17 protein-coding genes and 1 pseudogene are annotated in these 26,997 nt (G+C 53.8%); 7 read left to right on the plus strand and 11 right to left on the minus strand.

All coding sequences use genetic code 11. From position 1 onward, the window contains the following. Nucleotides 1-47 precede the first annotated feature (47 nt). From NFS35_RS14040 to NFS35_RS14065, 6 genes are all read left to right on the plus strand, one after another. Nucleotides 48-965, plus strand: a complete 918-nt coding sequence (locus NFS35_RS14040; protein ID WP_251207751.1) for an ABC transporter permease — start codon at nt 48-50, stop codon at nt 963-965. Further along, complete coding sequence (locus tag NFS35_RS14045) at nt 962-1,858, plus strand: carbohydrate ABC transporter permease (RefSeq protein ID WP_251207752.1); 897 nt, start codon at nt 962-964, stop codon at nt 1,856-1,858. Before NFS35_RS14040 ends, NFS35_RS14045 begins: the two co-directional genes overlap by 4 nt. A 44-nt stretch (nt 1,859-1,902) precedes the next feature. Then, on the plus strand, nt 1,903-3,603 hold the full coding sequence (locus tag NFS35_RS14050) for an extracellular solute-binding protein (RefSeq protein WP_251207753.1): 1,701 nt from the start codon (nt 1,903-1,905) through the stop codon (nt 3,601-3,603). Nucleotides 3,604-3,709: 106 nt separating this feature from the next. Continuing rightward, on the plus strand, nt 3,710-4,789 hold the full coding sequence (locus NFS35_RS14055) for a Gfo/Idh/MocA family protein (RefSeq protein WP_251207754.1): 1,080 nt from the start codon (nt 3,710-3,712) through the stop codon (nt 4,787-4,789). Nucleotides 4,790-4,823: 34 nt separating this feature from the next. Next, nucleotides 4,824-5,984, plus strand: a complete 1,161-nt coding sequence (locus NFS35_RS14060; protein ID WP_251207755.1) for a Gfo/Idh/MocA family protein — start codon at nt 4,824-4,826, stop codon at nt 5,982-5,984. Between the two features lie 65 nt (nt 5,985-6,049). Further along, nucleotides 6,050-9,004 (plus strand): hypothetical protein, encoded by a 2,955-nt coding sequence (locus NFS35_RS14065; RefSeq protein ID WP_251207756.1) that lies wholly within the window; start codon nt 6,050-6,052, stop codon nt 9,002-9,004. 31 nt (nt 9,005-9,035) lie between these two features. On the opposite strand, the gene pfkB is transcribed toward NFS35_RS14065, so the two are convergent. The 8 genes from pfkB to NFS35_RS14105 form a co-directional block, all read right to left on the minus strand. Further along, entirely contained in the window at nt 9,036-9,938 is a 903-nt protein-coding gene (gene pfkB, locus NFS35_RS14070; RefSeq protein ID WP_251207757.1) for a 1-phosphofructokinase, read from the minus strand. A gap of 33 nt (nt 9,939-9,971) precedes the next feature. Continuing rightward, nucleotides 9,972-11,738: a single-stranded-DNA-specific exonuclease RecJ gene (gene recJ / locus NFS35_RS14075; RefSeq protein ID WP_251207758.1), complete on the minus strand. Its 1,767-nt coding sequence runs from the start codon at nt 11,736-11,738 to the stop codon at nt 9,972-9,974. Between the two features lie 111 nt (nt 11,739-11,849). Then, nucleotides 11,850-12,935, minus strand: a complete 1,086-nt coding sequence (locus NFS35_RS14080) for a phosphotransferase enzyme family protein (protein WP_251207759.1) — start codon at nt 12,933-12,935, stop codon at nt 11,850-11,852. Nucleotides 12,936-13,048: 113 nt separating this feature from the next. Beyond that, nucleotides 13,049-14,839: a hypothetical protein gene (locus tag NFS35_RS14085; RefSeq protein ID WP_251207760.1), complete on the minus strand. Its 1,791-nt coding sequence runs from the start codon at nt 14,837-14,839 to the stop codon at nt 13,049-13,051. Nucleotides 14,840-14,948: 109 nt separating this feature from the next. After that, on the minus strand, nt 14,949-17,507 hold the full coding sequence (locus NFS35_RS14090) for a M56 family metallopeptidase (protein WP_251207761.1): 2,559 nt from the start codon (nt 17,505-17,507) through the stop codon (nt 14,949-14,951). Next, nucleotides 17,500-17,877 carry a BlaI/MecI/CopY family transcriptional regulator gene (locus tag NFS35_RS14095; protein WP_251207762.1) on the minus strand — a complete coding sequence of 126 codons (378 nt, stop codon included), beginning with the start codon at nt 17,875-17,877 and terminating at the stop codon, nt 17,500-17,502. The genes NFS35_RS14090 and NFS35_RS14095 overlap by 8 nt, the downstream gene beginning before the upstream one ends. A gap of 249 nt (nt 17,878-18,126) precedes the next feature. Beyond that, complete coding sequence (locus tag NFS35_RS14100) at nt 18,127-18,999, minus strand: YitT family protein (RefSeq protein WP_251207763.1); 873 nt, start codon at nt 18,997-18,999, stop codon at nt 18,127-18,129. 63 nt (nt 19,000-19,062) lie between these two features. Further along, a complete protein-coding gene (locus tag NFS35_RS14105; protein WP_251207764.1) occupies nt 19,063-21,585 on the minus strand; it encodes a YfhO family protein in 2,523 nt (840 codons plus the stop codon). A 355-nt stretch (nt 21,586-21,940) separates the two neighbouring features. Here NFS35_RS14105 and NFS35_RS14110 point away from each other — a divergent pair, with 355 nt between their 5' ends. Beyond that, the gene (locus NFS35_RS14110) at nt 21,941-22,603 is read left to right on the plus strand and encodes a gamma-glutamyl-gamma-aminobutyrate hydrolase family protein (RefSeq protein WP_251207765.1); all 663 of its coding nucleotides are present in this window, start codon (nt 21,941-21,943) and stop codon (nt 22,601-22,603) included. Between the two features lie 26 nt (nt 22,604-22,629). On the opposite strand, the gene NFS35_RS14115 is transcribed toward NFS35_RS14110, so the two are convergent. The 3 genes and pseudogenes from NFS35_RS14115 to NFS35_RS14125 all read right to left on the minus strand — a co-directional run bounded on the left by NFS35_RS14115 (nt 22,630) and on the right by NFS35_RS14125 (nt 26,786). Beyond that, entirely contained in the window at nt 22,630-23,829 is a 1,200-nt protein-coding gene (locus tag NFS35_RS14115; protein WP_251207766.1) for a galactitol-1-phosphate 5-dehydrogenase, read from the minus strand. 513 nt (nt 23,830-24,342) lie between these two features. Further along, nucleotides 24,343-25,080, minus strand: a complete 738-nt coding sequence (locus NFS35_RS14120) for an IspD/TarI family cytidylyltransferase (protein ID WP_251207767.1) — start codon at nt 25,078-25,080, stop codon at nt 24,343-24,345. After that, nucleotides 25,077-26,786: pseudogene (locus NFS35_RS14125) on the minus strand (AAA family ATPase). Before NFS35_RS14125 ends, NFS35_RS14120 begins: the two are co-directional and overlap by 4 nt. Nucleotides 26,787-26,997: the final 211 nt, after the last annotated feature.

Raw genomic sequence — 26,997 nt, forward strand, 5'->3', positions numbered from 1 at the left:
AACCTCATGTCACGAATACAAAACAGAAAGGAGGATGTTCACAAAAAGTGAAAAAGAAAAAAAGAGGGGCTCTCTACTATCTTAAGCGCGATATGTTCCTGTATCTTTTGCTGCTTCCCGTCATTTTGTACTATTTCGTATTCAAGTACCTGCCGATGGGCGGAATCGTCATGGCATTCCAGGATTTCAATATCTTTAAGGGAATCTTCCACAGCGAGTTCGTCGGACTTGATGTATTCCGGAAAATCCTGAAGAGCCAGCAGTTCTGGAATTCCGTGCGCAATACTCTGATTTTGAACCTGAGCACCCTGGCGGTGAGCTTTCCTTTGACCATCATACTGGCCCTGGTGCTGAATGAAATCCGGGCAGTCAGGTTCAAGAAAATCTCGCAGTCCCTGCTGTACCTGCCCCATTTCATCTCCTGGGTCGTCGTGGCAGGAATCGCGCAGAACCTCTTTAACATGACCAATGGCACCGTAAATGGCATCATCAAGTCCCTGGGGCTGGATGCCGTGCCTTTCCTGAGCGAAAATGGATGGTGGATCTTCACCTATATCCTGTGCAATGTCTGGAAAGAAATCGGATGGGGCACAATCATTTACCTGGCTGCGCTGACAGGAGTGGATGAATCCCTTTACGAAGCGGCCTATCTGGACGGAGCTACGAAATTTCAGCGAATTATATACGTCACAGTGCCCATGATAAAGTCCGTCGCAGTGACGATGCTCATCCTGGATGTCAGCAAAATGATGTCCATTGGGCTGGATGCGCCCCTGCTTTTGGGAAACACTAAGGTAATGGCGATATCGGAAGTGATCAGCACCTATGTATATCGGCTGGGCATCGAGAAAGCATGCTACGACCAGGCCACGGCCATAGGATTGTTCCAGTCCGTGGTGAATATCGTCATCCTGTTCATGGTGGATCGAATCGCAAAGATGATAGGGGAGGAAGGAATATTATGAGAACAGACAGACCATCGCAACAGAGAAAAAGACATAAGACCTCCCCCGCCACCATGTTATTGTACGGAATCGTCACGCTCACCGTTGTACTGTGCGTATACCCTTTCCTGAATGTAGTCGCCTGCTCCCTGAGCAGCAAAGGAGCCGTCCTTGGCGGACATGTCACGTTCTATCCTATCGGCTTCCAATTGGATTGTTATACAGAAATCCTGAAAAAGACATCCATCTGGCTTGCCATGCGGGTATCACTGATTGTGACCCTGTCGGGAACCGCACTGGGCCTGGCACTGACGATTGGCGCGGCTTACGCTCTTTCCAAAGAAAAGCTTAAAGGAAGGAAAATCATAAACGGGTTCATCCTGTTCACCATGTACTTTGGAGGCGGCATCATCCCTACCTTTATGGTAGTCAAGGCATTGGGCATGTATGATTCCTATGCGGCGCTGGTAGTGCCCTCTTCCATGAATGTGTTCAACTTTATCGTGATGCGTACATTTTTCAGGGAACTTCCAAAGGAGCTGGAAGAAGCGGCAATCGTAGACGGGGCAAGCGACGCGAAAATACTGTTCCGGATCGTGCTTCCCCTGTCTCTTCCAATCATTGCGACCATCGGGCTGTTTTACGCGGTTTCCTATTGGAACGACTATTTCAGCGCACTGATCTATATCCAGTCCGCAGACAGATACTCCCTGCAGCTTCGCCTGCGGCAGCTGCTGTATGCGGGAGAGATCAATCAGGCTTCTATGGCCGCGGAGGGAATGAGCGGGCAGGTCATGGCGGAATCGCTGAAGATGGCCACAATCGTAGTGGCGACGCTGCCCATCATAGTGGTCTATCCATGGCTGCAGAAATATTTCGTAAAGGGCGTCATGCTGGGATCCGTCAAGGGCTAGGCGCACCGAAAACTTTTGACCCAACACAAGGAGGATCGTTTTTTATGACAAAAAGAAGAAATCGCCTTATGGCAACAATACTGGCAACCACATTAGCTGCAGGCACATTCCTAAGCGGCTGCGGACAGGATTCCGGTTCCGAAAGCGGACGGCAATCAGAAACGTCCCAAAATGAATCGGCGGAAAATTCAGGCACTGATTCCAAGGCAGAAACCAGCTCCGAAGCAGGAACAGATACCGAGGCGAATGTCTCTGATGGCGCCTGCCAGACCACCTATGGCGACAAACAGTTCGACAATGTCACAATCACCGTAGAAATCTTTGACCGCAGCAATGCCCCTGAGGGTTCCACTATCACCGATAACAAATGGACGAAATACGCCCAGGAGGAAATGGGCAAAGTCGGCATCAACGTGGAATACGTAGCTGTCCCCAGAAATGACGAGACTACGAAAATCCAGACCATGATGGCTACAGGCACTTCGCCGGACATCATCTTCACCTATGACTCCGGTCTGATAAAGGAATACTTCGATGACGGCGGGCTCTATGCCCTGAACGAATACATCGACGGAGAAGATCAGGCAAAGAACCTGAAAGAATATGTGACGGAGGATGTGCTGGATTACGGCCGCAACGAAAATGGGGAATTGTATGCGGTAGTGGCAAGAAGATCCACGGTAGCCATGCGGGAGTTCTTTATCCGCAAGGACTGGCTGGATGCCCTTGGGCTTTCCGTCCCCACCACAGTTGAGGAATTTTACGCCGTCCTGCAGGCGTTCAAGGAAAATTATCCGGACTGCGTCCCTTTTTACAGTGACCAAATGAGCAGTGTGGGAGTCTCTGTATTGGCCCATTCTTTCCTCCAGTCCGTGGCGGATGAAAAGAAATACAATATCGCTTCCTCTAATTTTACCCATATAGACGATGGCGCTGTGGAGTACTTCCGATTCATAAACAAACTTTACAATGAACAACTGATCGAGCCGGAATATTATACGATTTCAGATGCCTCCAGCGAATTAGACCGACTGTTGGTGAACGGTTCTGTCGGCATAGTGGAAGCAAATGTCAATTACAACGTAGATCCACTGAGAGGCTCCCTCCTCCAGACTCTGAAAGAAAGCAATCCGGATGCGGAATATGTCTCTTTTGCGCCTCTTCAGAACGTCAATGACGGAAAGGTCTACAATCCGGTATACGCGCCCAGCGGTATGTACATCAGCATCCCCAAGACCGCCAAGAACGTGGAGGCCTGCATCACATATCTGGATTGGCTGTCCACCATGGCAGGAGGATTCACTCTTTATCACGGCATGGAAGGCGAACATTTCGAGTATGTTGACAATGTTCCTGTAGTAATCGATATGGAGTACAACGCCTCAGATAAGGATTGGATCCGTGACGATATATTCCTGGTGGGAAATTCCGGATATTATTACACGGAAAAAGATTTCACTCTGGCCATGGCGCAAAGCTATGGGGAATGGGCTGATTACGTAATCGATAATTACGCCAATGCGGGCACGGGAACCCTCAGATATGCACCGGTATATTCCTCACAGGTAAAAATCGATCATTCTACAGAGCTGAATCTGGTCAGCGATGAATATGTGGTAAAGTGCATCACCTGCGCGGAAAGTGAATTCGACTCTCTCATAGAGGCATACCGCAATGAATTGAAAGAAGCAGGTGCAGAAAAAGTCTGGGAGGATTATAATAATCATTATAACGCTGCCGAATAATGGCATAAACGTTAAAACGAATATTACCCAACGCCCTGTCGCCATTGGCGGGGCGTTGGATAATCCCGTCAAAATCAATACCGCCAAAAGCGGGAAGGAGGCTAACTTGGACAAGAAAGACGGAATGAATTACGCCCCTAAGGGCAAACCGGCACCGGTGGTGGCGCCGGGCGAATTCTGCATCGCAGCCATCGCTTTAGATCACGGCCACATCTATGGCATGTGTAACGGCCTTGCGGAGGCAGGCGCAAAAGTAAAATGGGTCTACGACCCGGATCCTGACAAAGTGAATGCTTTCCTCAAAGCATTTCCGGACGCAGCGGCGGCGGGGAGCGAGGAGGAAATCCTGCAGGACCAAGAGGTAAAGCTTGTCTGCGGCGCCGCAGTCACCAGCGAAAGATGTGCCCTCGGCCTCAGGGTCATGGCCGCCGGCAAGGACTACTTCACGGACAAGGCTCCCCTCACCACCCTGGAACAGCTTGCTGCCGCCAGGGACATGGTCGAACAGACCGGCCGGAAATACATGGTCTACTACAGCGAGCGCATCCATGTGGAGTCCGCCGTATTTGCCGGGCAATTGATTCAGGAAGGAGCAATCGGGACTCCCATACACGTGGACGGTTTCGGCCCTCACAGGGTAGGCGATCCCAAAAGCCGCCCGGAATGGTTCTTCCAGAAAGAAAAATACGGCGGAATCCTCTGCGACATCGGAAGCCACCAGATTGAACAGTTCCTCTTCTACTGCGGGGCAAAGGATGCCCAGGTAAAATACAGCCAGGTAGGACATTACGCCCACCCGGACTATCCGGAACTGGAAGACTTCGGAGATGCCGTCCTGGTAGGGGACAACGGAACCACCCAGCATTTCAGGGTAGACTGGTTCACCCCGGATGGGCTCTCCACCTGGGGGGACGGCAGAACCTTCATCCTGGGAACAGAAGGCTACATAGAACTGCGGAAATATGTCAATGTGGGCACTGGCGACAAAACAGGAGATCATGTCTTCCTGGTGAACCAAAACGGCGAGCAGCATTTTGAGGTATCCGGCAAGGTAGGGTTCCCTTATTTCGGCCAGTTGATTCTCGACTGTATCAACCGCACGGAGAACGCCATGACCCAGGAGCATGCATTCAAGGCCGCGGAGCTTTGCGTCAGAGCCGAGCTGCAGGCCGTCCATGTCAGCTAGTCAGAAAAAGGATAATTATCCACGGAGGTAAAAAATGATTCATGTAGCAATCGTAGGGACGGGCAATATCGCTCACGCCCATGTCACAGGCCTGCTGACCTTTCCGGACAGATGCAGAATCGTCGCTCTCTGCGACATTTACCCGGAAAAAGCAGAAGCCATGAAAGAAAAATACAGCCTGGAATGCGCTGTCTTCGATAATCACCGCAGCATGTTGGACTCCGGCATCAAAATCGACCTGGTTCATGTGTGCACGCCGCCCTTTGTCCACTCCCGGATAGCCATAGACAGCATGGACGCAGGCTGTAATGTCCTGGTGGAGAAACCCATGGCTACCTGCCTGGCCGAATGCGACGCCATGTTGGACGCAGAAAAACGGAATCACGTCACCATGGGCTGCATTGCCCAAAATCGTTTCCGCAATTCAATCTATAAGCTGAAAAAGACTGTTGACAGCGGCCTGGCTGGAAAAATATGCCTGGCACAGGTGGAGTCCGCCTGGTGGCGGGGACATTGTTATTACGATCTGTGGTGGCGGGGAACCTGGGAAAAGGAAGGCGGCGGCCCCACCTTGAACCACGCGGTGCACCATATCGATATGTTGAACTGGCTGGAAGGAAGACTTCCGGATTCCGTGATGGCCATGTTCACCAATGTGATGCATGACAACGCCGAGGTGGAGGATCTGTCGATTGCCTGTCTGCGCTATCAGGACGGCAGCATGGCCCAGGTGACCAGCTCTGTGGTGCATCACGGCGAAGAACAGGGCATTGTCCTCCAATGCGCTGATGCCAGGATTTCCGCCCCCTGGGACGTGAAAGCGGAGCTCAGCCAGCGGAACGGTTTCCCCAGAGCGGAAGGCAACGAAGAGTTGACAGAGAAGCTGAATGCTTTTTACCAGAATATCCCAGACCTCCCCTATGAAGCCCATACAGGTGAAATCGACAATGTGCTGAATGCGCTGGAAACCAGAGAAAAGCCCCTGATTACAGGCATAGACGGCAGGAAGACCGTGGAACTGATCACGGCTATCTACATGGCCTGCTTCAGCGGACAGACCGTGACGCTTCCGCTGGCGCGCAGCGCAGAATGCTACACCTTTGAAGGCATCCTCAAAAATGCCACACATTTTTACGAGAAGAAGGGGTGCGTGGAGAATTTTGCCGAGGAGCCTATCAGTTTGGGAAACTACTGAACTCCCGCTATTGCGCCGAAACCGGGCGATAGGTTCCTGTGCCTCAAAAAAGGAGAATTTTGAAAATGACTGAATATACGCCAAATAACGGATGGATTGAAGGAAAGAGCAAGCCTCATTTCTCCAACAGGCATATCTATGAGGGAAACTCGCCGGTCTACATCATGGCGGGAGACAGGCCGCTGATCCGCCTTGCGGAGCGGCGCGTCCTTCTGGGGACGCTGAGGCTCTTTTTCAGGGAAAAGCCGCTGGAAGACTGTGAAGAAATCCTCATGCGCTATCGCCCGGGCATGGTTCAATGGCAGCTGTCCGACCCGGCCATTCCGGGAGAGATAACGCTCACCGTCACCTCTCCCGGCGATGGCCCGGGGCTGGTACTGCAGGTGAAGTCCCCCGCGGAGCTGCGATTCTGCTACGGCGGCCTGCGCGAGACATTCCCGGCATCCGGCTACAGCTATTCCAAAGAATGGAACATAGATGTCAGCAGGGGGGACGCAGCGCTGCTGGAGACCGTTTTCTGCGAGGAATGGCTGGAGGGGAACCATGCACAGTGGACAGAGGAAGAAAATGAGATTTTGCTGACCTGTCCTGACACAGAGCGGCGCATCCATGTAAAATCGGACGGGACATTCCATATCCAGGGCTGCCAGGCGGCCGGAACCATCGGAACCTATTTTTCCGCCTGCTTTGAGCCCGGAACAGACATCCCCGATGCTTTCGCCGCAGGGTGCGCCCGTTCGGAGCGGCTGGCTGGCCAGCTGGCCGTAAACACGCCGGATGAATACATAAACACGGCATGCGCCGTGGCCGCCGGGGAAATGGATGGGGCATGGCGGCCTCCCAAGACCATGCACGGGAACATGAACTGGTCTTCCCCGTTCGTGGGCTGGCTGGTACATTGCGGCCATGCCATGCTGGGCAGGCATGAGAGGATGGCGGAGACGCTGAAAGCCTATGCGGCCGTTCAGGAGAAAGCGGACAAATATACCGGATATGAGATGAACGAGACTTACACCAGGCCGTCACAGACTTCCCGGTTTTACGGCAAGGGACGTATCACGGAAGACCAGGGACTGTACAACATGCAGACCCAGTTCTTCCACCAGATGATTCAGGCCTGGCGGTTCTCGGGTGATCCCGGGTTCGCCGAAATGCTGCGCGATGCGCTCCGGCTGCATATCGAATGGGAGGACGCCTGTTTCGACCCGGATGGTACCGGACTCTACGCCAGCGTCATCAATACCTGGCCTACGGACAGCGTGTCCTATTCCGACGGGGGAGCCGTAGAGGAGACCTGCTACGCTTACGCCGCCCGATGTGCTATGGCAGAGCTTACGGAAGGCGAAGAATCAGAACGATATGCCCAAAAAGCCGATCAAATCAAGGCAGCCTTCCTGAAGGAGCTCTGGATTCCCGAGAAAGGATACCCTGGCGTTTACCGCGAGCGGAACGGACGGCTCCACGAAGATGCCTGGATCTACTCCTCTTTCCTGCCAGTGGAATGCGGCCTTCTGGATACATTCCAGCAGGCGCAGGCATTGTACTATCCCCTGTGGGCCTTCCAGCGGGCAAAGGACGGCGGTTTCTGGTTCTCCAACTGGACACCGGGCATCTGGTCGGTGCGGGAGAACGGAGCCGGCGAGAACATGCAGCAGGCCTGTGCTTTCTTCAAGGGCGGAGAAGAAAAGGAGGCTCTTGACATCCTGGAGCGCTCCGCGCGCCGCTATCTGAATACGCTCATCCCCGGGGACATGACCCATGCCACCATCGAGACCGCGAACCTGTTCATCAAAGCAGTGGCGGAGGGCCTGTTCGGCTACCGGCCGGACTATCCCAATGACCGCGTGACCATCGCCCCCATGCTGCCTTTCGCCTGGGACAATGCCAGCATGCAGACCGGAGATGTCTCTATCCGGTGGCAAAGGCGCAAGATTCATGTCAGTCTGACCCGCCCGGCTTTCCTCACGATACGCATGCGTCTGTATGCGGAGGAACTGTACTCTGTGACAGGCGCCGACAACTGGTATTTAGAGCCCGGAATCGGCGGCATGACAGTCGTGCTCACACCAGGCAGATGCAGCATGGCAGAAATCGAGCTGCACACCGGCAAAGAACGGGATTTTCTCCCCTATGAAGAAGTCTGCCATATGCCCACCGGAGAGGATATCTTCAATCCTCAGGGCGTGGACAAGGATTCCTGGGGAGAACACATGGCTTTCCGCAGAATGCCGGACGGTTACTTCCAGGCAATCCGCGTGCATCTTCGCAAGAATCCCCAAAAGGAGCTTTTGCTGCAAAAACAGCGCATAGGCATTCCCGCCCATGCAGCCTTTGAGAAGCTGGACATCTCCGATGCTTTCAACGCGGACGTGACCCGGATATTCCGGCAAAAATATCTGTCCCCCAGGCCGGAAAAGGGATGTTATACGCAGATCGGCCTGGACGGTTTCTCATTATGGACATTCCCCTGTTGGGAAATTCAGCCTCCCGGGATGTCCCTGGAGAAAAGAGGCGAAGCAAAAAGCGCCGCCGGAATCCCTTTCGCTATCTCGGCGCAGGCTGGGAATATCGCGTTCGCGAGCCTGTGGGACAATTATCCGGACTTTGTGGAAGTCTCTGTTGACAGAAAAGCTTCTATAGCAGCAGTACTGATCTCCGGTTCCACCAATCCGAACCAATGCGGAATCGAAAACGCAAGGCTCACTTTCACCTATGAGGACGGGACGGCGGAAGAACTCCCTCTCGTCAACCCGGACAACTATATCAGCCTGTGCGCCTATCCGGACCGCGCATCCGCCCTCGGGAAAAAAGTCCTCCGCACTGATGTCTTCAACAAGATAGACATCGGACTGGTAAAAGACTTTACACCGGAAATCGTAGAGCTGGGCGAAAACGTCAGAGCGCTCTCGATAAGGTGGCCTCTTATAAGCGGAAAAGCATTAAAAAAAATACGCCTGACAGCCTGTTCTCAGGAAATCGTCGTAGGATTGATGGGAGTCACGCTTGTCAAAGAGTCCTGATCGGCAGGCAGATCAAGAGCTGGAAAGATTTTTACAGCAGCTCCAGATAAAGTTCCATGGGAATGACCCCGTTCTCCCTGGTAGCAGCGTTGGCCGCCGCCAGCGCTGCCGCCTTTCTCAGAGCAATGTCAGCCTCCTCCCCCGCCAGTTCGCTCATGCACAGGGAAGCCACCACCGTATCGCCGCATCCCACCGTATTGACCGCCCTGACCCGGGCCGCTTTCTGGTACAGTTCCTGCTCTCCGTCCAGACAGAGAAGCCCCTCCGCCCCCAGCGAGACCACTACCTTGCCCACGCCCCGGGCAACCAGCTTTCTGGCCTGGGCCTTTATTTCCTCCAGATCGGTAAGCTGCCGTCCTGCCAGATACTCCAGTTCTCTGAGGTTGGGCTTGACCATATCCGGCTTTGCCAGAATTCCCTGCCGCAGCAGTTCCCCCGACGCGTCCAGGCATACTTTCCGCCCTGCTTCATGGCATTCCTCAATCAGCCGGGCGTAAATGTCCACAGGCACGCCCTGCGGTATGCTGCCGGACAGCACCGCCATCCTGCAAAGTTCCAGGCATCCTGAAAACTGCTTTCGGAATGCCGCCAGCTCTTTCTCTGATATCGTCGGCCCCGGCTCCAGGATTTCCGTCACGCGTCCGTCCCCGGTCAGCACGTTCACGCTGGTCCTGGTTTCCCCCTTTATCCTGGTAAAATAAGTCTCCACCCCCAGTTTTTCCATTGCCTCCTCTATCAGCCTGCCGCCCGGCCCGCCCAGAAATCCCACCGCCGCCACAGGCATATGGAACTGCCGCAGGATTTTAGTCACATTGATGCCCTTGCCTCCCGCCACGCTGACGCTGTTCATGAGGCGGTTCACCTCGCCTGGCCGTAAGCTGTCTGTCTCGCAGTTCCTGTCCACCGCCGGATTCAAAGTCACTGTCAGGTACATCTGTCCCCTCCTCCATCAATCCCCTTTTTTTCCTTAAGAATAATACTGCATCACATACTGAATCTCCGTCTTTCCCCTGTAGGTGTTCTTCCCTAGCTGATATACCACGGAAAGGCTGAAATCCCCCCTGCCCTCATACAGGGCCGCCTCGCTTCCCGGGCCGTACTTTTCCTCCAGGAAAGTTGCGAACCGTTCCAGATTCCCGAAAAAGACCAGCCGCTTCTGCGCGCCGCTCTCGGTCTGCACCCGGTATCTGGCACAGGTTTTGTTGGCGCCCATTTTATAGCCCGACAGAAAGCGCAGATTCTTCTGGGCAAAGAGGGGCTTGGGGTTCCCCACCCCAAAGGGTTCCAGCAGCTCCAGTTCGTCCGCGATTTTTCCGTCCGCGTATTCCAGCGGCATGGGCACATCGATGTGTACTTTTGGGATAAAATCCTCCGGCCCCAGCCTGCAGTTTGCGTTCAGATCCCTCCGGAAATCTCCGATGTCCCCCTCCTTCATGGAAAGCCCCGCCGCCATGGCATGGCCGCCGAATTTGGTGAAATACTGCTTCACCTGAGTCATGGCCTCGTACATGTGGTATCCCTCCACGGAGCGCCCGGAGCCCTTTACACCCTCTTCCCCTCTGGTCAGGATGAAGACAGGATGGCAATACTTTTCCCGGATACGCCCGGCAATGATGCCTGCCAGGCTTTCGTGGACCTCCGGCAGAAATATCACCAGCACCTTATCCTGCTCCATATGATGCTCTAAGAGAAAGCTTTCCGCCTGCTCCACGCCCTGTAAAGTCAGGTTCTTCCGGCTGTCATTGAGTTCCTTCAGCTCCCTTGCCGCGCTCATGGCCTCGGTTTTGGTAGCGCTCTGCAGCAGCTCCAGCGCCCGCTTTGCCGTATCCAGCCTGCCGGTGGCGTTGAGGCAGGGGCCTATGACAAAGCCCAGATGATACGCGCTCAGCCGCTCCGGCTCGATGCCATTCACCTCTATCAAGGCTTTCAGGCCCTGGTTCCTGGTGTTCTTAAGGCGTCTCAGGCCCTCCTTGACCAGGATACGGTTCTCATTTTTCAGTTCCATCACATCGCAGACCGTGGACAGCGCCACAAATTCCAGCAGCTCCTCCATGGCCTCCCTCAGGTTCCCGTCTCCTGTCTTTTCCGCCAGCGCCGCTATCAGCTTATATGCCACCGTGCCGCCGCAGATGCCGGGAAAAGGGTATCTGCACTGCTCCTGCTTCGGATCGATCACCGCCAGCGCAGGCGGCAGCTGTTCCCGGCGGACGCCGTCCTGTTCCGTCACAAAGGGCACCTCGTGATGGTCCGTGACGATGACACGGATGCCGTAGGAATTAGCCAGCGCGATCTGCGGCGCGGCGGCAATCCCGTTATCACAGGTCACGATCATTCCGATGCCGTCCTGCCGTGCTATTTCTATCAGATTATCGTTCAGTCCGTAGCCGTCATGAATCCGGTGGGGAATGGCGGTGTCCACCTTTGCCCCCAGTATCCCAAGTCCTTTCGTCAGGATATAGGAGGCGCAGACGCCGTCCACGTCATAGTCCCCGATGACACGGATGCGGATGCCCTCATCTATGGCCGCGAGAATCTGCTCCACCGCCCGGTCCATGTCTTTCAGACGCCATGGGGAATAGCAGTCTTCCAGCTTACCGTACAGGAAACGCCGCACCTGGTCTTTTTCCGTAAGATCCCGGTTCCGCAGCACCCTCGCCACCACCGGGCTGATATGAAATTCCTCTGCCCATTCATTGAAATCCGCCTTTTTTGCCGCCACATACCATTTTTCCATGCCTGACCTCCCCGCTCTTTGAGATTTTCTCTGAAAATCGTGGTAAAGGCCGCATCTGATGCCCGCCATGGCAATCCGATACGGCCTTCCGTAAATGCCTCCGGGGAGACATCAGCTATATTTCTCTACGATTCTGTCCATCTGCTCTCTGGCTTTCTCCATATCGCTGACCAGCTTGAACTGGGTACGGCAGCGGTCGAGATTCTGATTCTCCCGGTGAATCTTGAAATAGGTATCCCCGCTTAAATAGTCCGTAAGGAAGCGCATGCCGCACTCAAAGGTCATCATCATCGCCCCCACCGGCAGCATCCTCTTCTCGTTCTCTGTCAAAAGCTCCCCGCACTCGCCCAGAAAGCCTTTGGTATAGCATTCAAACAGGCTGATTTCAAAATTGACCTTGCCCAGATCCGGCTCATCCTCCGCCGCGTAGGTAGCGCCGAAGCGGATGCTGTCGCCGAAATCATTGACAGAGAGCCCCGGCATCACGGTATCCAAATCCACCACGGCAAGAGGCCTGCCTGTCTTTTCGTCGAACAGTACATTGTTCAGCTTCGTATCGTTATGGGTGACCCGCAGGGGCAGTTCGCCGCTCTCCTGCATGTCTACCAGCATAGCCGCGAATTCCTTATGGGCGCGCACGAAAGCAATCTCCTCCGCCACGGATGCCGCCCTGCCGCAGGCATCCTTTTCCACCGCCGCCTCAAAGTCCAGAAAACGGGACTTGGTGTTATGGAAATTGGGGATGGACTCATACAGCTTATCCGCCGGGAAGTCCGCCAGAAGCTTCTGAAAATGCCCGAAAGCGCAGGCGCTCAAATAGAACTGTTCCGCGCTCTCACAGGTCTGCATGGTCATGGTTCCGTCTATGAACATATACACCCGCCAGCAGCCCTCCTCGTTCCGATACAGGGTCTTGCCGTCCCTGGTGAGGACTACGTTCATGGTCTCCCTCTGAGAATCCCCTCCCGCTTTGGAAATCTTCTCCCGCAGGAAATCCGTCACCAGAATGATATTGTCCATCAGCGCTTCCGCGTTTTTGAAGACAGATGTGTTGATGCGCTGCAATATGTAATATTTCTCCCCTGTCTGCGTCTTCACCAGAAAGGTATCGTTGATATGGCCGTCTCCGTGGCTCTCCGCGCTTACCGCCCTGCCGTCCAGCTGAAAGCGGTCCGCAATCTCCAGATATCGATTCATTGTCTTCTCTCCAAACCTTCCATTCATTTACATTTAGCTTTTAGTCTACCAATTGTTTCACGTTTCGTCAAGAAAAATTTGAAAGGCTTCACGGAGATTCCCCAAAACTTTTTTTATGGCCGGACATTGGCGCTCAGTCCGTTCATCCCATACACCTTAAGCCCCCGGGATACCTGATTTTCATCCAAAATATCCGAAATCCAGACACACCCCTCCCCAAGCATGATGCCCTGATAATTCACGAACATATTCCCGCAGGGCTCCGCCTGCAGCCCCTCCAGGAAAGCCGGATTCACGCTTTTTATGAAATCCGCCTCCAAAAAGGCCTCCTTATCCTGATATACCGCGCCGTCTATGGTAATCGGGAACTCAATCGCCCCGCAAAGTCCCTCGAAATCCCCCGCCAGGAGCTGCCGCTTCACCTTTCTGGCAAAGCTTTCCACCTCCCAGGCCGACTTGTCCGTAGCTACAGAGTAGATGCTTTCATAACTGTCAAGCCCCTCGTACACCTTTTCCATGCTGTCCGCATAGGAACGGAGATATTCCGACAAAGGCCTGTCCAGCGTAAAGTCTTTTGTCCCCTCTTCCTGAAAATAAGCCCGCACAGTCCGAAAAGAGGCATCTGCGCTCTGCCCCTGTACGCCGGCGTATTCCAAAAGGACCAGGATGTCCGTCCTGCCGTCCTCATTGTAATCCCGGAACGCCACCGAAAGCACCTGTTTAAACTGCTGTCCGTAAAATACATTATCTTCATTCTCACCGGGCAGCGAGAAGACTGATTTCCCTTCTTTCAAAAGCTCAAAGCGCACATCCCCAAAGCAGGCCTGACCCCTTCCGTCCTCCATGGCTCTTTCCGGCTCAAAAGGCGCAAATGTCACTTCGCCCCAGCCATCCAAGGCCGCTGTAAAAGACTGCTCCGAAATCTGTTTCCCGGCCAGGCTTTCCGGGGCCGCCTCCCCGCCGGAGGAGGCCCCGTCGGACTTTCCATTGGAAATGCCATTTCCAATGCCAATGCCATTTCCAATGGAGTAAATATTATCCGTAGTCAGATTCACGTAGGGAATCTGTATCTGCTCCGTCCCTTTCAGGTACTGGTCCCTCCACTGGTTGTATTCCGCGCCGTCCATGGGATTCACCAGCGCATAGTCCCCTTCCATGACATAGTATACCATGCCGTCTCCATCCACGTCCGCCTCCTCAGGAAAATGATTTCCGTCATAATCCTCCTCCCGATATCCCCTGCTCCACGCGTCCACCATGCCCACAGGCACATAGGCATCTGTCTCCGCGTCATACCGGCGCAGGCTGTAGGGCCAGAAGTCTCCGTCCGGGCCTCCGTCGCTGGCCATGCCCTGATTATGGGAAGCCTGCTCTTCGACTACTCCATTGTCATAAAAACTCAGATATGGGTATGCCGCAAGCTCTTCCCTTACGTCTCCCGCACTGCTGTCATAGTCGTAGACCATCGCCACCATCCCCGCCGTATAGGTGGCGGTATAGGAGATCAGCAGCTCCTGTCTGCCATCAAAATCAATATCATATACCGCGAACTGATTGTCGGCCATGTCATAGTCCCCCGACAAATCACCGCAGTACCCGGATCCCGGGAATTTTCCATCGAAATAGATATCCTCCAGAACCGTGATATACGCCTTGTACATGGCCTCTTCTTCCGGCGTCAGGGACAGCACCGGGGCATCTTCCCCGCCGCTTTCCTGTATCCCGGCAGGGCTCTCCTCTTTTTCCTCTGATGGCCGGGATTCCTGCTCCCCGTTCTCCTGCCCGTCGGACAGGGATGTGCGCATGTCCTCCAGCTTTGTCTCCCTGTCTCCATCGCTGCCGCAGCCTCCCAGCACGGCTGCTGCAAGGCACAGCGCCGCCCATTTACACAATGCTTTCTTCATATCTTCCTCTCGCCCGCCTAACGGGCCACAATCAACAACCCGCCGCCAACCGGAAAAATGCCCACGCATTGGGCATTCCTCCGCTTAGAGCTTGAAAATTCCTCCACGCTCAGTCCGGCCGTTCCTCATATGGGCCATACATGGCGCTCATCTCCCTGGTGGCTCCATTCAAATATATCTGATAGAAATTCCCCGATTCCGCCAGGATGTTCAGGATGCTATAGGTATCGTAGCCTATTCCTTCACCGATTCCCTCCACGCTGACCAGCTTCTCGCCCTCCGCCAGCGGGGCCCTCTCGAAATACCATTCCGCCAGTTCATGATCCGTCATCCCGTCCGGGTTCTCCGGCTTGTTCCACTGTATCACAGGGGAGAACCACACCGTCCGCTCCGTAGCCACGCCCATCTGTTTCACGCAGCTCTCGAACCCGGCATCCTCTCCATACACACGGTCATAGTATATCAAAGACGATTGTAATTCTTCCGGCGTGTTTGCGAAGCAAAAGTCTCCAAAGCGGGTTACCGTGAAGCACGCCTTGTCTATCTTCGTGCCGCTCCACTCGTACAGCTCCGTCAGCGCCTCCTTCGCCCAGTAGACGAACCGCTCCGTCAGCGCGCCGCCGTAGCGAGTGCCGTAATCCCATTCGTCCACCGCGGGCAGTGCATAATACGGCTCACAGTAGGTCAGGTCCAGCGTGGGGAAGACCGCGTCCGGGGACTGGTTCTCCTCCACGTACCGCACCATGTGCAGGATATTCGCCTCGTCAAAACGGTAATATTTCACAGAATGCTGCCCGTTGCCATCATCGGTAGCGCTCTTTATCAGCTGCGCCTCCGAATCCACCTCCACATTGGGAATCATATAGCCGGGCTCGAACCTTTCCCCCTGTGGATTCCACAGATAACAATAGTACGGAATATTGACAGTCCCCGTCCCGGCCTGCACACAGAAGTCCTGGTAGCCGTCGAAATTCAGATCCGCTACCACCACACTGCCGTCCGGCGCATCGGAATACATCTCTCTGTTCTCGTCTGCCAGAAACTTCTCCACCTCACGGGCCGGCAGGTCCTCCTCTGTGTACAGCGGTTTTGCGTACAGCGGTTCCCCCTCCAATGCATAATAGTACATCTGCCCGTTACCGTTCCGGATATCCTCCAGAGACCTTGTATACAAAACCCTCACATCCTCCGGCAGGATAGTCTGCAGCGTATCTTCCATCCTGTCATGGACCCAGTTCAGTTCAATCCGGTCAATCCGGTACTCGCCGTTTCCCGAAACCGCCTCGCCGACAATCTTCAGCGTGTATTCTCTCCCATCTCCCAAGTCGACGGGCCTGATGGCCGTACTCTCGGCAGGGCTGTCAAGAGAATTATCCGCAGAAAACGCATCTCCGGACTCTCCGGGTGCGCCATCCGTCTCCAGTTCCCTGCCGTCCACCTTTCCCGTGAAAGTAGCCGCCGTAAAGAATGCCGTCAGAACCATCACCAGCACCAGCGCTCCCGCCTGCCTTTTGGGCTCCCCCACGATGACCTGAAGTCTCTCCTTCAACAACTTCTTTCCGCTGGACATGGCAGTGGAAAGTTTCCACCCTCTCTGCCATACACTGCCCTGAGCGCTGAAATCCAGCAGGGCCCTGCCATAGCGAATCCGCTCTTCCTGGCCCAGAATCTCCAGCGTCCTCTCATCGCAGGCCAGTTCCCCGTCCTGCTCGGACAGGGCGGCCGCCATCCACACAAGGGGGTTGTACCAGTGGAGGCAGAGGCATGCCGCACGTACCACCACCCACAGATTATCGTGATGGCGATAATGAATGTTCTCATGGCAGAGCACATACCGCAGGGCAGCCGATTCCTGCGCTGCTTCTCTGCTCAGATATACCGCCGGATGTATCAGACCGAACATGCAGGGGCTGTCCACCACCGCGGAGACATAGACGGGAAGCCTGCTCCCTGTTTCCGCTCCGTACCGTTTCCGCGACCTGCGCACCCTTTTCCGGTACTTTCCGTTCAGCCAAAATGTGCCGCCCACGGACAGAAGCACTCCCAAAAACCAGATATGCCAAAGCACAGAATGCCCGGCAAACGCTGTCCCGCATGCCGACAGAAATTCCCTGCCCCTGCCTCCTCCCGCTGCGCGCTCCTCCCCGGGCTTCCTCCCGGCGCTCCGGTTGTCAGCCGCAGCAGACAGACCCTGTGTCAGAGGTTTCTGCCCATTGACGTCTGCGGTTCCTGACAGCAGCTCCGCCTCCGCTTTATGGTCTTTTCCGCCCGCTGCCACGCCTGTTTCCTCCGGCATGCCCATTCCCTGTGCCGACATGCCTGACTGCTCTGCCACCATGCCCGACTTCTCTGCTGCCATGCCCGTCATTTCCACAGGTCCGCTGACCGAAGATTCCTCTGCGTAAAGTCCGGACGCGACATCATTTCGTCCTGTCCGCTCCGCCTCCGGGTCAGCCTCCGTCTCCTGACTGTCCTCACTCCCCGCAAACTCAAAAAGATTCATTACGCTCAGACTGCTCTCCGAAAAGGACACCGGCACAAGCAGCCGCACCGCCACCACCAGCCACAGAGCATACCATACCCTCATGGCCAGCCTCTTCCGAAAGAAATAACGCAGAACAATGAGCAGCACAATCAATACACTTGAAGAAATAATCCACTCACCCATTCCGCTCTTCCTCTGCCTTATCCAAAATCTCCCTCAACTCCAAAAGCTCCTCGGCCGTCAGCCTCTGCTTTTTGATGAAGCTGCTCACCAGCATGCTGGCGCTGCCGTGGTAGACCCTTTTCAGGAAATTGTCCGTCTCCTTCTTCACGGCGGTCTCCCGCTCAATCAATGGCACATAGACCCTCATCCGCCCATTGTCCTCGCAGGCGATTATCCCTTTTTCCGTCATCCGCTTCAGCATGGTCAGCGTAGTGCTTCTGCTCCAGCCCACCCGGCCCGCCATGTCCGCCACGATTCTGCTGCCCGCTTTCGGGGATTCCTCCCACAGACTCTCCATGATATTCCATTCCGCTTCGCTTAACGCTTTCATGCAATCCACTTTCCTTTCGGAGGATTTCCGCTTTCTCTTCCGAAAACTTCTCCAGCTCTGTTGTCTACATTGTAAACATATGGTAACACAGTCTGTCTACATTGTCAACAGTGTTCCTTAAAAACAGAACCGGCGTTATGCAGTCAGGTTACTCGGAAATTTTAACTGTTAAGCAATATAAAATACCGCCGCAGCCATAAATCCCATCCGGATTTACTGCTGCGGCGGCATCTTTCATGTTTTCCCTCATCAGTCATTTGGCCTCTGATAGAACCGGCCTGACAGGCTTTCCGTACGGATCATGTTCACGAAAGCCGCGGGATCCGTCTCCCGCACGCGGTTCAGCACTTTGCGCACCTCGTCCCGGCCCACCACGGAGTAGAGGATATTGCACTCCTGCTTCATGTAGCAGCCCTCCCCCTTGATCAGTGTGGCATCATGGTTGGTCATCTCCTTGATCACCTTATAGACTTCGTCCGGCTTCTTTGTCACGATCAGCAAGGTCTGCTTCTGATACCGCCTGTGCAGCGCGTGCAGGACCTGGGTGGAAGTGAACTGGAAAATAATGGAATACAGCGCCTTGTCCCATCCGAACAGGGCACCTGCGATTCCCAGTATCACTACATTTCCGGCAAAGATGTAATTCCAGGAATCGATGTCCATTTTCTCCGACAGAAAAATCGCGATGAAATCCGTACCGCCCGCCGTAGCTCCTGCCATCAGGCAGATAATCATGGCAATCGCGTTGAACAGACCGCCGAACACGGACACCAGCAGCATATCCGTGGTCACCGCGTAGCTGGGAATCATATCCGTGATGAGACCCGATACCACGATCATCAGACAGGAATACATGGTGAATTTCTTGCCTATGAATTTAAAGCTAACCACGATAGGGATTGCGTTCAGCGTGAGATTGATCACAGTGAACGGCGGCTCGAAATCCCACAGCAGCTCGCAGATTTCCTGTATGAGCCTCGTCAGGCCCGTAAAGCCGCCGGGAATCAGGCCTCCTGTACGCACGAACGTCTTTAAGTTGACGGCCATGAGCACAGATGCCACCAGAATCATGGCTGTCCGCTTTGCGGTATCCAACATCGCATTTTCCACTTTTGTCTTCATTTCTTTTCTTTCTTCCTCCTAGCTTCCTTTGTGGATATTCATTCCACGTTTCCTTACAGTGTCTCAGAGCCTCTCGCCGGAACCGCCCGCGCCATCCCTGTCCGTTTGCTCCCGCTCCGCTTCCTCTGGCTCCGCGGAGCGCTTTTTTCGTCTCCCCATTGCCGTGACCGCGCCAAAAACCGCGATGCTCACCATGCTCACCGCAATTCCCGCTCCAGAGCCCTGGGGGACATATTTCATCTCAAACCGATACTCGCCCGGTTCCAAATCAAATGCCATGAGACAGCCGCCGAACAACTCTCCCTCTGTCTCCTGCCCGTTCACAAGCACCTGCCAGCCAGCCTCATAGGGCACGGAGAGAATCAGCCGTCCCTCTTTCTCCATGGCAATACTGCCTGTCAGGAAATCGCTCTCCCATGTGACCTGTTCCATATGCTGCTCTGAAAGCACTTCCAGCGCTTCTGTCAGCACCTCCTGATCCATCCGAAAGATATCTGCCTGAATTTTCGGATCCTCATCTTCCTCATCTCCATTGGTCAGGGTAATTGTCTGTTCTTTTTCCAGATATCCCAGGTAGAGGACAGAGCCCTTTTTCAGGTCGTTGAATTCCTCTTCCCCCGTACTGCCTCCGATACAGTCCACCTTTCTCGTTCCATAAGCAGTGAGAATAGCATAGTAATACCCTCCCTCCCGTGCCGTAAATTCCACATTATCTCCGCGCTCCTCACTCTCTGCCCGTTCAAACAATGTCCCCTCTATTCCCAAATCTTCCACCATGCGGTTCTGCAGCCTGATTCCGTCATACTCATACCCCTCCGGCAGGTCAAAGCCCACGGGGGCCACATAGCCAAAAGGCAGCGCGGCATTGCACTGATAAAGGAAGATGTCCCCGCTGTGTGTGAGCAGGCTGTAAAGACCGTTCTCATAATCCGCCGACTCTCCGAACATATATCGCACGTTCAGCATGGCGGAGGTGAGCGCCGTGGCTCCGTCAAAGCCGTAATACACCTTGCTGTGGCGCATCCCCAGTCTTTTGTACATGTCCATCACGCCGGAGTTCAGCGTGGAGGAGAACACGCTGGCGGTGGGATAGCCGGTCAGGGTTCCGTCATTTTTCGTCTTCCTGGTGAACTTCTCCAGACGGTAGAAGCCCTCTTCCCGCTTCAGCGTCTCTTCGTACAGCGCCTTATAATCTTCCTGCTGCTCCAGATAAGCGCTGCGGCTCACCGTGCCGATGCTGGTGGCGTACGTGTTGATCGCGCACTCCGCTACCACCACCGTCAGGGCCATGACCGCCAGCCCTCTGTGCAGCGTTTCATCCTTTTTGGTCCGGTACAGATACAGGAGCACCGCGTAAATGCTGACAAACACAAATGTCAGCAGCTTTACCCCCAGTTCGAAATCCTCATGGTCGATGAACTTTTCACAGAACAGGAAAAATCCCACCGCCCATAAATAGCCGTAAAGAATCTGCTGTCCGTCCATCTCCTTCACATGCCTCCAGGCGTCATAGCACATGGTCAGCACGAGAAAAATGTAGATAAAAGACTGCCTGGCCGGCAGGGAATCCGGATAGTTCAGCCCATGCCAGAGAAAATCCAGGATATTCGTGCCAAAGCCGAGCAGCAGGAAGCCTGCCAGCCCCATGCGGCAGAACTTCTCCCGGATGGAGAGATGCCTGTTCATCAGATACATAGGGACAAACATCAACACCGCGCTCCCGCAGTAGATATTGGGCCAGTGGTCCAGCCCCCGCTCCGCGTAGACGCACATACAGTGCCTGGCCAGCATGTCCAGCACGGAAAAATAGGACTCTATCTTCTCCGGAAAATCCATATCCCCGAAATCCGTCTGCAGAATGGCGCACACCTCCGGAATCAGCAGAACCGCCGCCATCCCTCCCGCCAGGAGGGAATACAGGGCGAAACGCGGGATGTCTTTTTTCCCTATGTCGCTGAGCTTCCTCCGCTCCGTCACCAGAAGCATCAAAAAATACAGCACAAGGAAGATGCAGATCATGATGGAGATATAATAATTGGTATAAATAGACAGGGCCAGCATGACGCAGTACAACCCGCAGCGCCCCTGTTTCACCAGACGCTCCAGGCCCAGAACAATCAAGGGCAGCAGCACCACACAGTCCACCCACATGATATTGTAGTTGTAAGCCGCCATGAAGCCGGACAGTGCGTAAAAGCAGGAAAAAAACAACGCTCCACCGTCTTTTCCTCCGGAACGGCTTTGAAGATAAATACAGGAGGTCAGCCCCGCCAGCCCAATCTTGAACACAATCAGATAGCTCATAAATTCCATCAGATGGCTTTCCGGAACCAGCAGGGAAAATATATGAAAGGGGCTTGCCAGGTAATATACAAAAAGCGCCAGAAAATTGGATCCTATCCCCACATTGAAAGAAAAGCTTAAATTTTCCCCTCCCCTTATCTTGTGGAGCAGCTCACTGAAAAAAGGCATGTATTGGTGGTACATATCGGAAAACAGGAAACTCCTGTCCCCAAAGGGATAGATCCGATTGACCACGAATAATGCCAGCATAATAACAGAAGGAATCAGCATTGAAAGAACCATTGCTGCTTTCTGCCAATCTCTTTTTAGTTTTATTTCTTTATTCCTCATCACCGTCAGTTACCACGGCCGGCCCTCAGGCCGGCAGATGCCTCCCTCAGCCGCAGGAATGGATTTTGAAGCGCGCGGCTGATGCCAACGTCATTATAGCTCAATCATACAGAAATGTCTACTTTCTTTTCATACTTTTCATTATCCGTTTTATGATTGTATCTTATACGCTAAAGGCATATAATAGAATCAAAGAACGATTCTATTATCAAAGTGCTATAATAGAATCAAAGAACGATTCTATTATCAAAGTGCTATAATAGAATCAAGATAAAATCATACAGACTTGGAGAGGCGGGAAAAATCCATGAAAATAGCTATCGCAGGAAAAGCGGAAAAAACCGGGAATTATGTCAGATATGTGACCGCTTTCGGCGCGGAGTCCGTCGTGGCTTTGCGGCCAGAGGAGATAGCTGGCTGCCACGGGCTGCTGCTTCCGGGAGGCGGCGACATCACACCGGCTTTTTATGGGGAACAGAACCGCGGCTCTGCGGACATCGACACGGAACTGGACATTCTGCAGCTGCAGGCTTTTGATCTGGCCGTGAAAAAAGGGCTTCCGGTGCTCGGCATCTGCAAGGGACTGCAGGTCATCAATGTAGCCTTAAAAGGCACCCTGATACAGAATCTGGAACCTCCTGTGGGAGAACGGCATCGATATGACGGGGAAGACAAGTATCACAAATCCGTAATCAGCAAGGCCACATGGCTGCACAGGCTCTATGGCGGCGAGACAATCGTAAACAGCGCGCACCACCAGGCCATTGACAGGCTGGGAAAGGGTCTTTCTGTAGTTTCCCGCTGCCCTCTGGACGACTGCATCGAAGCCGTCGCCCATGAGAGCCTGCCCATTATCGGCGTCCAGTGGCATCCGGAACGGATTGACTTTGAGAAATCCCGCACGGACGGAGGGAAAGTTCTTAAATATTTTTTAGAACTGATACATATGACAGGGCACAAAATCCTTTAATCAACAGCATACTTCCCCCTGCCGCTTTACAATGCAAGCGGCATCTGTCCCATGATTTTCACATATTCCTCCGACTTGTCGCGCATGACGCAAAGTCCTCTGTCCAGCTCCTCCAGTGGAAATCTATGGGAAATCAGCCGGCTTATGTCTATGCGCTTCTGTGAAAACAGCTCCAGCGCATAGTGCCAGTCGTCTGCCCGGTGGTGTGTAAAGGAAGAATTCCATGTGCCCCTGACCGTCAGCTGGTTGCGCAGTATCTTCCAATAGACATCCTTTCCCAAAACCATGTCGGAAGCCGGATTCCCCACCAGGCAGATTCTTCCTGACGGAGCGGCACTGTCCACAGCCTGCGTCATTGTCTCGTTTCTCCCTACACATTCAAAGACCACATCCGCGCCATGCCCCCGGGTCTGCTCCATTATCCATTTGCCGGCATCCTGTATGCGGCTGTCGCAGTAATCAGCCTCAGGCAACCCTAATTCACAGGCTTTACTTTTCTGCAGCTCCTTGTTCCCGACGACCAGGATTCTCTTGATGGACTGCAGTCCTGCCGCCCTTCGGGGCTCGGGCTCTGCGCCGGTTCCGCTTTCCCGGCCTGCCGGAACACTGCCCTGCTGTACCGGCACTGCGTCAAATTTCCTTCCGCCCCTGCCCTCTTCCAACAGCAGAGCCAGCAATAAAAGCCCTATTGTCCCCAGCCCAAATACTACTGCCGCCTCTTCCTCATTGTTGCCTGGTGCCCCTGGAACTCCTGCCGGCAGCACCCGCCTCACGGCATGGACTGCCACCGCCATAGGCTCCAGCATAGCTGCCTCTTCAAAGGATACATTGTCTGGCAGTTCTATCAGGTTCTCTGCAGGCACAGCCACATACTCCGCAAAGCCCCCGTCCCTGCGGGAGCCCAGATAACCGTAATTCCGGCACATTTCATACTGTCCCTTTATACAAGGCCCGCAGACCCCGCAGGGAATCAGCGGGAACACGCCTACCCGCTTCCCCAGCCAGGCGGAATCCGTCTCTTTCCCCACAGACTCCACCACGCCGGAGAATTCATGCCCCGGAATCAGCGGATGCCTGTGAGCCCCCGTCCGGTAAATCCTTGGGATATCTGAACCGCAGATGCCCGCAGCCTTTACCGCCACAAGCGCCTGGCCGCTTTCCAGGGCGGGCAGCTCCACTGTTTCCAGCCGTATCTCATTTATGCCGTGCAAGACCCATGCTTTCATCTTTTCATGACTCCTCTCTGGATATCCTGTTGTGTTTACTTCTGTCTGCCGCCGACTGACATTCTATATGCAGACCGCATTTCTTTTTGTGCCTGGTTGTTCCGTGGCTGCCATAGATTTGATGCCGTTTCAATGCCTGGTACAGCGTTTTGCAATCACCTTTTCAGGCAAATATATGGTGTACCCGAATCCGTGAAGTCCAAGTTGGTATGATTACCTTTAAACCCATATTTTACAAGATTTTCGCGGGTTAGAGCCCCCCACAATACCGCACAAATTCAAAATTTTAAGCCTATTTAGCAATCCAGCTTCACGGATTCAGGGGTGTAGATATAGTAAACGACTTTAACATCTTTACTTTGGCATAATATGTTGATTGCCGTTATTAATGGAGGTTTCAGGCTATACTCGGTGCAGAAAATAATGTCGTTTACTATACATTTGGCCCAGGGCAGGGAGATATGCTCGTGGGCGCAGGTATTTGCCGCTTTTTGTCTTACATGGCAGATGCGCTCACTGGTTATGCATTTTCTTCGGCGGATTTTTCACGGCTCTGCCCACGCCGGCGATTATCCTGCGGAACCGCTCCAGGTCTTCCTTAGTGGTTATCTTGAAGTTGCCCTCGTCCCCCGGTATCATGACGATGTCCATCCCGTCCATGATTGCCGGTTCCGTGGAGCCGTTGATGCGCAGGATTGCGTCCGGAAGCAATCGTCTGTTCGCATCCATGTATCTTCCCAGCAGGAACACCTCCGGCGCCTGTCCCCCGAAGATAGTGCTCCTGTCCAACAGGGACGTGATTGAACGGCCATCCTCGCTGCAGTAGACCGTATCCTTCATGGGAAGCACCGGGAGGACGCCGTCATGCCCTCTCACGGCCTCCAGGCAGTCCGAAATCAGTTCAGCCGAAAGCAGCGGCCGCGCCGCATCGTGAATCAGTACATAGTCCGTATCCGCCGCGTATTCTGCTATATCTTCCAGACCATGCAGGATGGAAAGCTGCCTGTTCCTGCCAGCCTGTGAGAAGCCCTTGAATTTCCTTCCCTTGTCCGCCGCTTCCAGCCACCCGGCAATCTGAGGCCGCCAGCAAGGCTCGGCCACGATTTGGATGGCGTCTATGCCGGCATGGAGGGACAATGTCTCCAGGCAATAGGAAAGCACAGGCCTGCCGCCCTCCTCCAGATATTGTTTCGGAATCTCCGTGCCCAGCCTGGCACCTGTGCCGCCGGACAGAATCAACGCAATGTTCATAGGTTCCTTTCCCCTCGTCCAATCAGACATTTCTTTCCTTCAAAGGCAAGGCCGTATTTCCGGATGTTCTCCCGGAGGATGCCGGATGCCAGCAATTCCGCTTCATACTGCTTTTCCTCTATCTGGGCCAGCGCTCTGGCCACCGTGTCCTCCAGCGTCTTTTCCCCGTCATCTTTGTCAAAGACCTTGAATTCGAACAGGAACGCCTTTTCCTCTTTGTCAAAAGGTTCTATTATGACATCATACCTGCCGTATCCACTCTCACGGTTCGACCTTACCTGGTAGCTGTCCGCCAGATCTACCACCAGCCCCAGCACGAAACCATGGAAGAAACGTTCCGGCTCAGCCTCCTGGGACGGCTTTTTTCCGCCGTCAAAGGAACTGAAGGTATTCAGCGCCACCTTGTTCATGAAAGTGTTCATCCGCTTCACATCGTCCCTCAGCAGGGCTTTGATGAACTCATTGTATTCCGCTGCGGTACTTTCGAACCATCCCTCTACCATTCCGGCGAACATGCTCTCTATCTCCATATTCGTCAGCCGCAGGGTGTAGATTTTCTTCTGGAGCCGCCCCCGCCTTCCCACCTTTTCCACCCGCAGATATCCTGTGGCAAGCAGCAGGCTCCAGACAGCGTTTTCATTCTGTGCAAGCTGGTCGAAGACAATCTGTTCGTCAATCTCCGTATCAAAGCTTCTACCCTGCAGCAGCTGTTCCATAATCTTTTTCATGCCGGCCGAGCCCTGCTTTATCAAAGAATTCACGAGCCCATTCCCGCTGCTTTCCGCCCAGTATGCGCCGTATTCTCCCTTTTGTTTCATGAAATTGATAATAGACCAGGGATTGTAGATATCCCTGACGCTCCCGAAGGTAAAGCCGTCATACCATTCCTTTACCCCCTGCTTCTCCGTCCCCAGTCCCACATTGTCCAGCGCCTGGAAGACCTCTTCCTCCGTAAAGCCAAAATGGGCCGCATACGCTTCGGAAGTAGTAGTCACCACCTCCAGGTTGTTCAAATCAGAGAAAATAGATTCTTTCGAAATCCGTGTGATTCCGGTAATGAGCCCCCGCAGCAGATAGGGATTGGTCTTGAACGTGGCATTGAAGAAACTCCTGAAAAAACGCACAGCCTCATCCCAGTATCCAGACAGCCAGGCCTCCTGCATAGGGGTGTCATACTCGTCCAGGAGGATGAGAACCTTTCTGCCATAATAGCGGCTCAGGTAGAATGACAGGTTATAGATCGCATCCACTGCCACTTTTCCGTCCATGCCCGGCTTCACGCTGTTGAAGTATTCCTTTTCATTTTCGCTTAGGCAATCCCCTTCCAGTAAAACTAAGTTTTTCTGATAAGCATGGAACAGGATGCTTGATATGGCATATTCCATATCTTCATAGTTCGTTGCCTTGATCTTCGCAAGGCTGAGAAAGATGATGGGCCAGGTTCCCTGCAGTTCCCGGAAGCGTTCCTCCTTCCATATGGAAAGCCCCTCAAAGAGATCCGCCCTGTGGGCATACTGGTTCGAGAAGAAGCATTCTGTCATGCTCAGATTCAATGTCTTGCCAAAACGGCGGGGGCGGGTAATCAGCGTCACGCTGTCCTCATTATCCCACCACTACCTGATGAAGTCCGTCTTGTCCACATAGAAAATATTTCTGGTTCTGACTGTCTCAAAGTCCTGCAGGCCGATTGCCACTTTTCCTGTCATGTACCTTCCTCCACATTGTCCGTGGCAGCGTCTGTGCGTCTGCCGCTATTGCGGGAAATTGGTGTCCTTCACTTTCCTTTTCTACATTATACACCTTATTGGGAGGTTTGATAATGGGTAAAATGAAAAATCCTGATGTCAGGTCTCGGGGCATGTGTCCGGGCTTGTATCAGGATTTGGGGGCAGTATTGGTTTTGATGCTTTTATCGGT

The sequence above is a fragment of the Acetatifactor aquisgranensis genome, assembly GCF_943193215.1.
GTDB lineage: Bacteria > Bacillota > Clostridia > Lachnospirales > Lachnospiraceae > Acetatifactor > Acetatifactor aquisgranensis.